This window comes from Sphaerisporangium sp. NPDC004334 (assembly GCF_053602655.1).
Genome location: NZ_JBSGDZ010000037.1, coordinates 13,853 through 27,077 on the forward strand (window position 1 = coordinate 13,853; position 13,225 = coordinate 27,077).

Annotated in this window: 14 protein-coding genes; 10 read left to right on the forward strand and 4 right to left on the reverse strand. The window is 71.9% G+C overall.

What is annotated here, in order from left to right; all coding sequences use genetic code 11:
- The first annotated feature begins 48 nt into the window (after nt 1–48).
- Together ACWEN6_RS35340 and ACWEN6_RS35345 are read left to right on the forward strand one after the other, a co-directional pair.
- The gene (locus ACWEN6_RS35340; RefSeq protein WP_452576381.1) at nt 49–843 is read left to right on the forward strand and encodes an SOS response-associated peptidase; all 795 of its coding nucleotides are present in this window, start codon (nt 49–51) and stop codon (nt 841–843) included.
- A gap of 176 nt (nt 844–1,019) precedes the next feature.
- The gene (locus ACWEN6_RS35345; RefSeq protein ID WP_452576382.1) at nt 1,020–1,352 is read left to right on the forward strand and encodes a TraR/DksA family transcriptional regulator; all 333 of its coding nucleotides are present in this window, start codon (nt 1,020–1,022) and stop codon (nt 1,350–1,352) included.
- 66 nt (nt 1,353–1,418) lie between these two features.
- Here ACWEN6_RS35345 and ACWEN6_RS35350 read toward each other — a convergent pair whose 3' ends face one another.
- Complete coding sequence (locus ACWEN6_RS35350; RefSeq protein WP_452576383.1) at nt 1,419–2,165, reverse strand: methyltransferase domain-containing protein; 747 nt, start codon at nt 2,163–2,165, stop codon at nt 1,419–1,421.
- 304 nt (nt 2,166–2,469) lie between these two features.
- On the opposite strand from ACWEN6_RS35350, the gene ACWEN6_RS35355 reads away from it, so the two are divergent.
- The 6 genes from ACWEN6_RS35355 (at nt 2,470) to ACWEN6_RS35380 (ending at nt 7,729) form a co-directional block, all read left to right on the forward strand.
- Nucleotides 2,470–3,006, forward strand: a complete 537-nt coding sequence (locus ACWEN6_RS35355; RefSeq protein WP_380831281.1) for a sigma-70 family RNA polymerase sigma factor — start codon at nt 2,470–2,472, stop codon at nt 3,004–3,006.
- Nucleotides 3,007–3,085: 79 nt separating this feature from the next.
- The gene (gene rsrA / locus ACWEN6_RS35360; RefSeq protein WP_354852965.1) at nt 3,086–3,355 is read left to right on the forward strand and encodes a mycothiol system anti-sigma-R factor; all 270 of its coding nucleotides are present in this window, start codon (nt 3,086–3,088) and stop codon (nt 3,353–3,355) included.
- A 196-nt stretch (nt 3,356–3,551) separates the two neighbouring features.
- On the forward strand, nt 3,552–4,484 hold the full coding sequence (locus ACWEN6_RS35365) for an NAD-dependent epimerase/dehydratase family protein (RefSeq protein ID WP_354930590.1): 933 nt from the start codon (nt 3,552–3,554) through the stop codon (nt 4,482–4,484).
- Between the two features lie 271 nt (nt 4,485–4,755).
- Nucleotides 4,756–6,111: an HD-GYP domain-containing protein gene (locus ACWEN6_RS35370; RefSeq protein ID WP_452576384.1), complete on the forward strand. Its 1,356-nt coding sequence runs from the start codon at nt 4,756–4,758 to the stop codon at nt 6,109–6,111.
- The gene (locus ACWEN6_RS35375; RefSeq protein ID WP_452576385.1) at nt 6,108–7,385 is read left to right on the forward strand and encodes an HD-GYP domain-containing protein; all 1,278 of its coding nucleotides are present in this window, start codon (nt 6,108–6,110) and stop codon (nt 7,383–7,385) included. The genes ACWEN6_RS35370 and ACWEN6_RS35375 overlap by 4 nt, the downstream gene beginning before the upstream one ends.
- A 131-nt stretch (nt 7,386–7,516) precedes the next feature.
- The gene (locus tag ACWEN6_RS35380) at nt 7,517–7,729 is read left to right on the forward strand and encodes a biotin/lipoyl-binding carrier protein (RefSeq protein WP_452576386.1); all 213 of its coding nucleotides are present in this window, start codon (nt 7,517–7,519) and stop codon (nt 7,727–7,729) included.
- Nucleotides 7,730–7,837: 108 nt separating this feature from the next.
- On the opposite strand, the gene ACWEN6_RS35385 is transcribed toward ACWEN6_RS35380, so the two are convergent.
- Nucleotides 7,838–8,218, reverse strand: coding sequence for a thioesterase family protein (locus ACWEN6_RS35385; protein WP_354852956.1), 381 nt, complete (start codon nt 8,216–8,218; stop codon nt 7,838–7,840).
- Between the two features lie 87 nt (nt 8,219–8,305).
- On the opposite strand from ACWEN6_RS35385, the gene bsaP reads away from it, so the two are divergent.
- Nucleotides 8,306–8,506, forward strand: a complete 201-nt coding sequence (gene bsaP / locus ACWEN6_RS35390; protein ID WP_452576387.1) for a biotin synthase auxiliary protein BsaP — start codon at nt 8,306–8,308, stop codon at nt 8,504–8,506.
- A 133-nt stretch (nt 8,507–8,639) separates the two neighbouring features.
- On the forward strand, nt 8,640–10,436 hold the full coding sequence (locus ACWEN6_RS35395; RefSeq protein WP_452576388.1) for a serine/threonine protein kinase: 1,797 nt from the start codon (nt 8,640–8,642) through the stop codon (nt 10,434–10,436).
- Nucleotides 10,437–10,496: 60 nt separating this feature from the next.
- Here ACWEN6_RS35395 and ACWEN6_RS35400 read toward each other — a convergent pair whose 3' ends face one another.
- Both ACWEN6_RS35400 and bioB read right to left on the reverse strand, forming a co-directional pair.
- Complete coding sequence (locus tag ACWEN6_RS35400) at nt 10,497–12,143, reverse strand: acetolactate synthase (RefSeq protein WP_452576389.1); 1,647 nt, start codon at nt 12,141–12,143, stop codon at nt 10,497–10,499.
- Nucleotides 12,144–12,218: 75 nt separating this feature from the next.
- Entirely contained in the window at nt 12,219–13,217 is a 999-nt protein-coding gene (gene bioB / locus ACWEN6_RS35405) for a biotin synthase BioB (protein WP_452576390.1), read from the reverse strand.
- Nucleotides 13,218–13,225: the final 8 nt, after the last annotated feature.

Here is a 13,225-nt window from a genome sequence, read left to right on the forward strand (position 1 = left end):
GTGCGTGAGGGGACGCGCGAGGCGCGCGAGTGCGGCAGTCTATGGGGCATGTGCGGGAGATACGCGTCGGCGCGCAAGCGCCAGGAGTTGCTCGAGGAGTTCACCGTCGCGGAGGACGGGGCGTCCGATGAGCTGAAACCCGACTACAACGTCGCCCCCACCAAGAAGGTCTACGCCGTGATGGAACGGCCCCCGGGCAAGGGCGAGGGCGCGGGGGGCGGCGACGCGGGCGGCGAGAAGCGCGCGGCGGACGCCGGCGACGGACCGGTGGAGCCGGTCCGGCGGCTGGAGGTGGTCAAGTGGGGGCTGGTGCCGAGCTGGGCCAAAGATCCTTCCATCGGCTCCCGCATGATCAACGCCCGGGTCGAGACGCTCACCGAGAAGCCGTCCTTCCGCAGGGCCTTCGCCAAGCGCCGCTGCCTGATCCCGGCCGACGGCTACTACGAGTGGCACCGGACCGACAAGAAGACCAAGCAGCCCTACTTCATCCACCCCGAGGACGGCGGCGTGATGGCCATGGCGGGGTTGTACGAGTTCTGGAAGGACCCGACCCGCGCCGAGGACGACCCACTGAAGTGGCTCACCACCTGCACGGTGATCACCACGACGGCCGAGGACCACCTGGGGCACATCCACGACCGCATGCCCGTGATCATCAAGCGCGACATGTGGGCCGACTGGCTCGACCCCGGGCGCACCGACCCGGCGGAGGTGGTGGGCCTGTTGAAGGACGCCCCGCCGAGCGGGCTCGCCGCCTACCCGGTGTCCAGTGAGGTCAACAGCGTCCGCAATAACGGCCCGCACCTCATGGAGCCGGAGAGTTCCGAAACCGCGTTGTTCTGAGCCCCGGGCGGTGTAAGACCCCGGCGGAACGGGCATCCGGTGAGGAAGGCGATGACGTGCCGGAACGAAGTCCTGGCAGAGGGTCACCGCTCAGAGGTGTGAACGACGGCCAGGCGGGATGTCCGGGGGGTCCCGTCCCAGGCTTCACCCCGTTTCCTTCCCGGAGGTGCGGACTCGTGGACGACGCGACCGCTCGTGCCCAACTGGAGAACATGCTGGCCGAACTCGACCGGTCCATCATGGTGCTGCGCGGTGACCCCGTCGCCGTGGCGGACAGGTCGGCGGCCGACGCCGGGTCCGACCTCACCGGCGCCGACCGGGCCCAGGCCATGATCGATGTCGCGACGCGCCACCGCACGGCCGTGGTGGACGCCCTCGAACGGCTGGACGCCGGCGTCTACGGCAGGTGCGTCGACTGCGACAAGCCCGTGCCGGAGGGCCGGCTCGCCGCCCGGCCCGAGGCGGCCCGTTGCGTGAGGTGCCAGTCCGAACGCGAACGCCGCCGCTGAGCCGACACCGGCCGGCCGCCCAGGGCTGGACCTTGCCGCGTACTCCGACCTCAAGAGACAGAACGGCTAGCGCGGCCTGCGGGCGCTCGCCACCAGGTGGATCCCCACGGTGTCGTCGTCGTCGGGGTGGGCCTCCAGCTCGGTGCGGACGAGCCAGTTGAGCGCGCGCGTGTCGGCGGCCAGCACGTGGTCGACGGTGGAGGGTGACAGCACCGTGCGCGGCCGGATCCACTCCACCTCCAGGCCGGCGTCGGTCAGCAGCTCACGTAGCTGGACGCTGCTGAAGCAGCGGGTGATGCTGCCGTCCGGCCACGGCACGAGCATCACCTCGCCCGTGCCGGTCTGGCACAGGTGGGCCCAGTAGTTCTGCTCGGCCATGATCGCCATGCCGAGCACCAGCGAGTCGACGCACGCCAGCACCCGGCCGCCGGGCCTGAGCACGCGCACGACGTCCTCGATCGTGGACTCGGCCATCAGCTCCAGCGACAGGGCGCGCTCCTCGGCGATCACCGCGTCGACCGAGGCGTCGGGCAGGAACGACAGGTCGTCGGCGCGCACCCGGCGGATGAGGTTGGAGGCGTCGCGCAGGCCGGGGGCGGAGGGACGGCGGAAGTCGACGACCTCGATGACGTGGTGTCCCGCGCCCGCCGCCTGGACGGGCCAGCGCCCGCGGCCGCCGGACAGGTCGAGCACCAGGCCCGGCCGGTCGGGAAGCCACCGTTTGAGCTGCTCGGCGACGACGGCGTGGTAGAAGGTCCAGTACGGCCCGAGTGCGCCTGAGCCGTTCAGTTCGTTGGCTGGGATGGGCAGCACAATGGCTCCTGGACGGTCGGGGCTCCGGGGAATCGCTACCAGCCGGTACGTATCTTTTTCCCCGTACCGGGTCGTTCGTCACCTTCTACTTACCGGGAACAGATGCTATGCCTCGCGTGTTGCAGACGCGTGTAAACACGCGAGGAGGTTCCGTCCCATGCTGATGGCCGAGGTCGGCGATCGGTCGATCGTGCGCAAGCCGGTATTCTCGGCTGTGTACGGCGCGTATAAGGGGGTGGGTCCGGTCTCCAAGACAGCCGAGGAGACTCTGGAGCAGCGCAGCGAGCGGTTCGAGCGTGACGCCATGCCGTACCTCGACCAGCTCTACAGCGCGGCGCTCCGGATGACCAGGAATCCCGCGGACGCGGAGGACCTGCTTCAGGACACCTTCGCCAAGGCCTTCGGGTCCTTCCACCAGTTCCAGGAAGGCACCAACCTCAAGGCCTGGCTCTACCGCATCCTGACCAACACCTTCATCAACAGCTACCGCAAGAAGCAGCGGGAGCCCAAGCAGGCCGGCACCGAGGAGATCGAGGACTGGCAGCTCGCGCGCGCTGAGTCGCACACGTCGGGCGGCCTGAAGTCCGCCGAGGTCGAGGCGCTGGAGCACCTTCCTGACAGCGATGTCAAGCAGGCGCTCGCCGCCCTCCCCGAGGATTTCCGGATGGCGGTCTACCTGGCCGATGTCGAGGGTTTCCCGTACAAGGAGATCGCCGACATCATGGGCACTCCCATCGGGACCGTGATGTCCCGCCTGCACCGCGGGCGGCGCCAGCTGCGGACGCAACTCGAGGATTACGCGCGCGAACGCGGGCTTGTGCGATCGGAGGACCCGTCGTGATGCAGTTGGGTGACACCGGCCGATCATCGAGGAAGGGCGGCCGCGGAGACGGCGACGGCGCGTCGGCGGGGTGTCGGTCATGAGCTGTGGCAACCCGCACGACACCGACTGCAAGGAAGTGCTGGACAAGGTGTACACCTTCCTTGACGGCGAGCTGGACGAGAGCCGGCGGTCGGACATCAGGCAGCACCTCGACGAGTGCGGCCCCTGCCTTGAGGAGTACGGCCTGGAGCAGGTCGTCAAGCAACTGGTCGCCAAGCACTGCGGCTGCGACCCCGTCCCCGAGGACCTGCGGTCCAAGGTGCTCAAGCGCATCCAGGCGGTGCGCTCCGAGCTCGCCGCCGACTGAACGGCCACGCCCGCCGAGCACGCTCCGCCCGGCGCGGACGACCGCGGCGACCACGCGGTCGCGCCGGGCGAGGGGCCTGCCTCGCGCCGGGCGCGGGGCCTGGGCCGGCGGGCGGCCCGGTCCGCGGGGGTTCCGGCCTTCCGGGACACGGGTCCGGCGCCCAGGCCGGTGTGAGGAGATCGCCTAAGATACCGGGATGCGGCTTCTCGTAACCGGCGGTGCCGGCTTCATCGGCTCGACCCTCGTCGACCGCCTGCTCGCGGACGGCCACGAGGTGGCCGTCGTCGACGATCTGTCCTCGGGCGACCTGGCGAACCTCGCCGGCGCGCGGGAGCACCGGCGGTTCCGGTTCCACGAGCTCGACGTCCGCGATCCGGCCCTGCGGGGGCTGATGGGCGAGTGGCGCCCCGAGGTGGTCTGCCACCTCGCCGCGCAGATCAGCGTGCGCGCCAGCGTGGCCGATCCGGTGCACGACGCCCGGCTCAACGTCGAGGGCACGGTCAACATGCTGGAGTCGGCGCACGCCGCCGGGGCCAGGAAGGTCCTCTACGCCTCCTCGGTCGCCGTGTACGGCCGCCCGGCCGTGATCCCCGTCCCGGGCGACGCGGCCACCGACCCGCGCTCGCCGTACGCCGCCTCCAAGCTGAGCGGCGAGCTCTACCTGTCGATGTTCCGGGCGCTGCACGGCCTGTCGTACACCACGCTGGTGTTGTCCAACGTCTACGGCCCCCGCCAGTCGCCCGCCGGTGAGGCCGGCGTGGTGTCGATCTTCACCGACGCGCTGCTGCGCGGCGCGCCGACGGTGGTCTACGGCGACGGGTCCCAGACGCGCGACTACATCTTCGTCGACGACGTCGTGGACGGGTTCGTCCGGGCGTGCGGCGACCGCGGCGACGGCCGCAGGTTCAACCTCGGCACCGGCGTGCAGACCACCGACCGTGAGCTGCACTCCCTGGTGGCCTCCGCCGCGGGCGCGCCCGACGAGCCGAGGCCCGAGCCGGCGCGGCTCGGCGACCTGCCCGCCATGGCCGTCGACCCGGCGCCGGCGATCGACGGGCTCGGCTGGCATCCCCGCACCGACCTGCCCACCGGCCTGAAGGCCACCGTCGAATGGGCCAGATCTCGTTAGCTACGGGTAGTGGTTTGATTACGCTTTGGATGCGATTCTTCGACTTCCCCTGCGCGTCACCTCCGCTTCTGTAGCCTGAATCCGGATTCGAGGGGAGGCGGCACATGGTGAAGGCAATGGCCACACGCCTGGTGGCGGCCGTGAGCGTCGGCGGCCTGGCATGGGCTCTGGGCGCGCTTGCTCTGGTGGTTCTCACGGGGGGCGCCCTCGGCGTGCCCACGGGCATTTCCTGGACCTGAGCGCGTGCTCGTGACGGCCCGAGGCGGTCGCAATGCGTGAACTACCTTGGCCGGCCAAGGCATATCTCGTCACGGTCGTCGCGGTGGCGGCGGCGCTGATCGTCCGGGGTCTCATCGACCCGGGGCGCCTGGCTGGGCGCGAGTGGCCCACGTTGCTGGTCCTCGCGTTGCTGTTCCTGGTGTGCGAGTCGGTGCCGACGCTGCTCAACGTGGAGCAGGCGGCGATGTCCGTCAGCTTCTCCGCGGCGCTCGCGGCGGTGGTGCTGGTGGGGGATGTAGGCGCGGCCCTGGTCGGGGCGACGGCGGTTCTGAGCGTCCGGCCGGGGCTCCCCCTGCACAAGCGGCTGTTCAACGGCGCCCAGTTCGCGCTGTGCGGCTACACCGCGGGGTGGGTGTTCGAGTCGCTCGGCGGACAGCAGGACGTGCCGAGCGTGGGCCGGTTCACCGACCTGCTCGTCCCGTTCATGGGCGCGGCGGCGGTGTTCGTCCCGCTCAACGCCGTGCTGTTCACCGTGATGCTGTCGCTGGCCGGGCAACTGCGCCTCGGGGAGGTGCCGCTGCGCTCGGTCGCCCAGTTCCTGGTGTCCTACCTGGGCTACGCCACCTTCGGCCTGCTGATCGCGGGCCTGTGGGCCACGGTGCAGTCGATCTCGGCGGTGCTGGTGCTGCTGCCGCTGTTCATCGCCCGGTGGGCGTTCGGGCAGTACCTTGCCCAGCAGCGGTCCTACGACGCGACGATCGCCGCGCTGTGCCAGGCGGTCGAGACCAAGGACTACTACACCCGCGGCCACTGCACCCGGGTGTCCAGCGCCTCCACGATGATCGCCCAGGAGATCGGCATGGGCCCCGAGCGCATGCGCGCCATCGGCTACGCCGGCATGCTGCACGACGTCGGCAAGCTCGGCGTGCCGACCAAGGTCCTGCAGAAGGACGGCAAGCTGACCGAGGAGGAGTACGCCGCCATCCAGCTGCACCCGATGCGCGGGCTGGAGATCGTCCGGGGCATCGACTTCCTGGACGAGGCGTTCGCCGGCATCATGCACCACCACGAGCGGCAGGACGGCAAGGGCTACCCGATGGGCCTGGCGGGCGCCGAGATCCCGGAGTTCGCCCGCATCATCGCCGTGGCGGACGCCTTCGACTCCATGACCTCCGACCGCGCCTACCGCAAGGCCAAGTCGCTGGAGGAGGCGCTCGCCGAGCTGCGCAAGGGGTCGGGGACGCAGTTCGACCCCGTCATGGTGATCGCTTTCATCAAGGCCGTCGACCGGCGCGGCTGGGACGCTCCGGGCGCCATGCCCGCTCCGCCCGCCGGCCAGGACGTCGAGACCGTCGCCAAGGACCACGACGACCCGACCACGCCGATCGAAGTGGTGTCCGAGCGGTGAGCGTCGCCTCCCGGCCCATCAACGGGCTCGACTCCGGCCAGCTCCTGCTGATCTGCGCCGCCGGCATGGTCACCGTCGCCGGCATCGCGCACACGGCCGCCGTCGGGCTGGCCGACCCGCACATCGCCATCGCCTTCGGCGCCCTGGTCGCCGCCGGCGAACTGGCCAGGCTCACCATGCCGGGCAACCGCGAGGTCGCGCCCATCGGCGCCGCGGCGGCCCTGGGGTACACCTTGCTCCTGGACGTGGGGGGCGTGCCGACGCGCCACTCCGCGCTGCAGGTGGTGGCCGTCATGTCGGCCGGGATGACGCTCGGCGCGCTCCCGCACATCGCGGTCGGCCGGCCGCCCCGGCTCGACGCGATCGCCCGCCGGCTGCTGTCGGGCGCCCTGCTCGCCTTCGCCTACCGCCCGCTCGCCGCGGTCCTGTACGAGACGACCGACCGCGGCGACGGCCCCTGGTGGGTGGTGCTCGGCGTGATGGCCGTGCTCATCACCGCCATGCTGGCCGCCGACGTGGTCATCGCCGCCGTGCTGCGGGCCGAGCAGGTGCGCACGGCGCTGCGCGTGGCCGTCCGGGACGAGCTGCGCATGGCCGCGCCGCTCGGCGCCGCGGTCGCCGCCTCGGGCACGCTGCTGGCGCTGGCCTCGCACAGCATGAACCTCGCGGCGCTCGTCGTGTTCGCGGCGCCGCTGCTGGTCACCCAGGTCGCCTTCCGCAAGTACGCGGGAATCCGCGCGACCTATCTGCAGACCGTGCGCGCGCTCGCCCGGGTGACCGAGGTCGGCGGGTACGTCGAGCCGGGCCACTCGCGCCGGGTGAGCATGCTCTCCCTGGCGATCGGCCGCGAACTCGGGATGGCCGAGCCCGAGCTGCTGGAGCTGGAGTACGCCGCGCTCATGCACGACATCGGCCAGTTGTCCCTGCGCGATCCGATTCCGGGCGGGGCGACCGTGCTCACCGACCCCGAGCAGGCGCGCAGCATCGCCGAGCTGGGCGCCGAGATCATCAGGAAGACCGGCGTGCTCGACCGCGTCGCGGACATCGTGCGCCGCCAGGGCGACCCGTTCGCAGGGCCGGAGACCCCGCCGCTCGCCAGCCGCATCATCAAGGCGGCCAACGCCTACGACGACCTGGTGGGCGGCTCCACCGACCGCGACCGGGCGGCGGCCGCCCTGGAACGGCTCCGGCTCGACGGCGGCGGCGAGTACGACCCCGCGGTGGTGGAGTCCATGGCCAGGGTCATCGACCGCCTCACCCCCACCGCTCGCTGAGCTCGGTGGCCGGCGCCTTCGAGGCGGCGACGTCGGGCGGGGGCGGGTGGGGTACTCGCTCGGGGGGCGCGGGAGTGCGACGATGGGCGGGGCCTTCCGACCCGGTCGATCATTGGTTGAGGGGAGTTCCGATGGCGGAAGTACGCGCCGAGATGGTGGCGAACGTCTGGAAGATCGTGGTCGCCGAGGGCGACGAGGTCAGCGAGGGCGACACGCTGGTCATCCTGGAGTCGATGAAGATGGAGATCCCGGTGCTCGCCGAGGACTCCGGCGTCGTGACCCGGCTCAAGGTGGCCGAGGGCGACGTCATCCAGGAGGGCGACCTGATCGCCGTCATCGAGTGACGACCGCCGTCATCGAGTGACGACCGCCGTGAGCGGGTGACGACCGCCGTGAGCGGGTGACGTCCGCCGTGAGCGGGTGACGTCCGCCGACGGCGGGTGAGACCGCCGTCAGCGGGTGAGGCCGGCGAGGAAGCGCTCGCGGTCGACGACGACGCGCTCGATGGTGGCGACGGCCACCGTGCGGTCGCGGTCGGCGGCGGTGACCTCGAAGACCAGGCGCCTGCCGTCCACCTGGACGAGCTCGGCCGAGATCGCCACGTGCGCGCCCACCGGGCTCGCCGCGCGGTGCTCCAGGGTGACCTTGGTGCCCACCGAGGTCTGCCCGGGGGCGAGGTGGTCCCGCACCGCCCGCACGGTGGCCGCCTCGGCGAGCGCCAGCAGCCGCGGGGTGCCCAGCACCGGCACATCGCCGCTGCCCACCTTCATCGCGGTGTCCCCCCGCTCGACCATGATGAGCACCTCGGCGCGCAGCCCTGGAACGATCGTCATGCGGGCAAGCCTACGGTGCTGTCCGGCGCCATCCTGTTCGCGCGGTCTGGCACCACCTTCGCCGGTTGGCGGCCTTGGCGGGGATCGATGGAATACGCTCTTGGCGTGAGCCCTTACTGCGACCATTGCGGACGTCTCGCGGGAGACGAGGACCACTCCGCATGTCAGGCCGCACGGCTCATGGAGCCGCCTCGCTACTGTCCGGCGTGCCGACGCCGGCTGGTGGTGCAGGTGACGCCTCGGGGCTGGTCCGCCCGTTGCGTCGAACACGGCGTTACGACTCGCTGACACCCCGGCGCGAGTCGATACCGCCACAGGGTTTTGTGACTCCGGCGTGACCTTGTCGCGACACAAATCCGCTTGGTTGGAGAACTCTGGGGTGACGTCGTGTTGAACGCGGATTGGGGTTAGCGGGGGAGAGATGGTTGCCCAAGGGACCACGCTGGCGGGACGTTACCGGTTGGACGTCCGTCTCGGTGCCGGCGGCATGGGTGAGGTGTGGCGGGGCGAGGACACCGTCCTGGCGCGCACCGTCGCCGTCAAGGTGCTTTTACCGGGTCGTATGGACGATCCCGGGTTCGCCGCGCGCTTCCAGGGGGAGGCGCGCGCCATGGCCACGATCAACCACCCGGGGGTCGTGGACGTCTACGACTACGGCGTCAGCGAGGTCCCGGGGGACGGGCCCACCGCTTACCTGGTCATGCGGTTCGTCGACGGGGAGCCGCTGGACCGGCTGCTCACCCGGCTCACCCGCATCGGCCCCGAGCCCGCCATGGAGCTCATCGCCCAGGCGGCCTCGGCCCTGCAGGCGGTGCACGACCGGGGCATCGTCCACCGCGACGTCAAGCCGGGCAACCTGCTGGTGCGCCCGGACGGCTCGCTCGTCCTGACCGACTTCGGCATCGCCCGCGCCGACATGGGCCACCGGCTGACCGACGCCGGCATGGTCCTCGGCACGGCCGCCTACTGCGCGCCCGAGCAGGCCGAGGGGCAGCCGGTGACCCCGGCCGTCGACCTGTACGCGCTGGGCGTGGTCGCCTACGAGTGCCTGGCCGGCTACCGGCCCTTCGACGGCGACACGCCCGTCACCATCGCGCTCAAGCACATCCGCGAGGACCCGCCCCCGCTGCCGCCCGACGTCCCGCCCGCCGTGCGGCACCTGGTCGAGCGGGCCCTGGTCAAGGATCCGGCACGCCGGTGGCACAGCGCCGCCGAGATGAGCGTGGCCGCGCGGCAGGCCATGCGCGAGGACACCGGGGCCTCGGCCGCGGTGGCCGGCGTCACCGGACTGACCGGAATGATCTCCGCCCAGCGCACCGCGACGATGGCCGGGCACCCGCATCAGATGGCCTCGCCGGAGACCGGGGTGCGGATGAACCAGGCCGCCGGCGGCTGGGGCGAGGGCGACCGCGGGCCGGCCACCGGGCCGCCTCCGGCGTACATCATGCCGGGCCCGGCGCACGCGACCGGTGCGCACCAGGCCGGCTCGTACCAGGCGGGCACGTACCAGGTCGGCACGCACCCGACCGGAGCGCACGCGCCTCCGGCCGTCACCGCCGCCTCCGCCCCGCCCCCAGCCCCGCGCGGGCCCCGCGGGCGCCGCGCCGCGGCCCCCAGACGCGGCAAGGCCACCCTCATCATCGGCGTCATCGCCGCCGGGGCCGTACTCGGCGGCGGCGGCGCGATCGTGTTCAACCAGGTCGCGGGGGCCGGCAACGCCTCGGCCGCCGGGGCGCCCCCCTCGCCGTCGGCGGACGCTCCCAGCGCCTCGCCTACGCCCAAGAAGAAGAATTCTCCCCGGCCGGCGGTCAGCCCGCGTGACACGGTGGCCGGGTCGGCGCACACCGAGCCGTCCCCCTCGCCCACGCCCTCTGATCCGTCGCCGTCGCCGAGCGCGACCAGGACGCGCACTCCGTCGCCGTCGCCGACCATCAGCAAGTCGCCGGCGATCAAGAGGGTCGTGCCCGCGGTGATCAACCTGCTGCAGGCCAACGCGGTGACCAGGCTGCGGGCGGCCGGCTTCAAGGCCAAGGTGGACGTCAGCGGGGAGCCGAGCTCCGAGGGGTGCAGCCGCGTGGTCGACCAGACCCCGGCGCCGGGCACGTCCTGGGCGGTGGACAAGGTCGTGACCATCGTCGTGGAGCAGGGCATTCCCTGCGGCGACCCGAGCGAGCCCTCCTCGCCGACGCCGACCCCCTCGGCCACCGCCACCTCCTGACCCCCGCCGTCTCCGGCCGGCCCGCGCGAGGCGCGCGGGCCGGCCGGGGCCGCGCGGGGGTCAGATGCCGGTGGTCGTGCGGGGGTAGGCGATCTCGGGGTCGGTGGCGATGTTCACCATGTACGGCACGCCCGAGTCGAACGCCCGGCGCAGCGCGGGACCGATCTCTTTGGGGGAGGTCACCAGCTCGCCGCCGCCGCCGAGCGCGGTGACGATCTGGTCGTAGCGGGTCTGCGGCCGCAGCTCGGCGGCCACGTCGTACCCGTACAGCATCTGCATGGGGTGCTTCTCCAGCCCCCACATGCCGTTGTTGCCGCAGATCATGACGACCGGCAGGTTGTGGCGGACCAGCGTGTCGACGTCCATCAGCGAGAACCCGGCGGCGCCGTCGCCGAGCAGCAGCACCACCTGCGAGGACGGGCGGGCCAGGCGGGCGGCGATGGAGTACCCGAGCCCGGTGCCCAGGCATCCGTACGGGCCGGGGTCGAGCCAGCACCCGGGCTTGCGCGGCTCGATGTACTTGCCGGCGTAGGACACGAAGTCGCCGCCGTCGCCGATGACCACGGCGTCGTCGGCCAGCACGCGGTTGAGCTCGCCGTAGATGCGCATCGGGTGGATGGGGTCGGCGTCGGACGACAGCAGCTCGAAGTCGCCCGCGATGGCCGTCGAGGCGGCCTCCGCCAGGTCGGCCACCCAGCGGGAGTGGGAGGCGGGAGACACCCCGGCCTCGGTGCACGCCGTGCTGAGCCCCCAGAACAGCAGCGACAGATCGCCCGCCGCGGAGGCGGCCGTGCCGACGTGCGTGGCGAGCTGGGACGGGGCGTCGGCGAGGTGGACGACCTTGGCCAGCGGGACGCCGTCCCTGCCGCCGAAGAAGCCGTAGCCGAGGCGGAAGTCGAGCGGCGTGCCCGCCACGATGACCAGGTCGGCCTGCGAGAACGCCATGCCCCGCGCCCGGGTGACCAGCAGTTCGTGCCCGGCGGGCAGGATGCCGCGTCCCTGGCCGTTGGGGATGACCGGCAGGCGGTGGGCCTCGGCGAAGTCGCGCGCGGCCTCCTCGGCGCGGTCCATCCACACGTCCGAGCCGAGCACCAGCACCGGCCGCTCGGCCTCGGCGATCATGCGGGCGATCGAGGCGAGGGTGTCGGAGTCGGGTTCCAGCGGCGAGGGCGTCATCGTCTCGGCCTGGTGCGCCGGCGAGGGGGAGAACAGGTGGTCCATGTAGAAGTCGAGGAACACCGGGCCGCGGTGCGGGGCGACGGCCGTGCGGAAGGCCATCTCGACGTCCTGGCCGATCGAGTCGGCGCCGCCCGCCGTGAACGCCAGCTTGGTGATCGTCTCGAACAGCGGGGGATGGTCCATCTCCTGCAGCGCGCCGGACCCCCACCGGGAGGCCGGGGCCCTGCCGCCCATCACCACCATGGGCGAACCGTTGAAATGGGCGGTGGCGACGCCGCTGACGCCGTTGGTGATGCCGGGGCCGGCGGTCAGCACGGCCAGGCCGGGCCGCCGGGTCAGCCGTGCGGTGGCCTCCGCGGCGAACACCGCGCTCTGCTCGTGCCGCACGTCGACGATGCGCATGTCCTCGTGGACGGCCCCGTCGTACAGAGGGAAGACATGGCCGCCCGACAGGGTGAACATGACATCGGCACCGTATGCGCGTGAGACGGCGACCGCGATGTCGCCGGCGTGTTTTGCAGACTCCATGCGGTGAACCTACCTGTTCTGGCCTCGGTCAATCCTTGGAGCCCCATCTGCGCAGATCACGAGGCCCGGGCGAGGTCACAGAGCCTGCGACAGCGCCTTGATGGGCATCTTAAGGTCCGCCAGGAGCGCGAGGTCGCGTTCTGGGGAACGGCCCAGCGTCGTGAGGTAGTTGCCGACGATGATGGCGTTGACGCCGCCGAGCATGCCGTCGCGGGTGCCGAGGTCGCCGAGCGTCAGCTCGCGCCCGCCGGCGTAGCGGAGGATGGTGCGCGGCAGGGCCAGGCGGAACGTGGCGACCGTCTTCAGCGCCTCGCGGCCCTCCACCAGGGGGTAGGAGGCGAACGGCGTGCCCGGGCGCGGGTTGAGGAAGTTGAGCGGCACCTCGTCGGGCGCCAGCTCGCCGAGCTGGCCGGCGAACTCCGCGCGCTGCTCTCTGGTCTCGCCCATGCCGATGATGCCGCCGCAGCACAGCTCCATGCCGGCCTCGCGCACCATCTCGCAGGTCTGCCACCGCTCTTCCCAGGTGTGGGTGGTGACGACGCTGCCGAAGTGGGAGCGGGCGGTCTCCAGGTTGTGGTTGTAGCGGTGCACGCCCATCTCGGCCAGCTCGTCGACCTGCCGCTGGGTGAGCATGCCGAGCGAGCAGGCGACGTTGATCTCGACGGCCTCCCGGATGGCCTTGACGCCCTCGCGCACCTGGCCCATGAGCCGCTCGTCGGGCCCGCGCACGGCGGCCACGATGCAGAACTCGGTGGCCCCGGTGGCCGCCGTCTCGACGGCGGCCCGCACCAGGGACGGGATGTCCAGCCACACCGACCGCACCGGCGAGGTGAACTGGCCCGACTGCGAGCAGAAGTGGCAGTCCTCCGGGCACCCTCCGGTCTTGAGGGAGACGATGCCCTCGACCTCGACCTCGGGGCCGCACCAGGCCATGCGGACCTCGTGCGCCAGGGCCAGCAGCTCAGGCAGGCGGTCGTCCGGCAGCTCCAGGCAGCTCAGAGCCTGCGCGGCCGACAACCCCTGCCCCTGGTCGAGCACCTGGGCCCGTGCGATTTCGAGGATGTCCTTGGTCATCGGTTCGG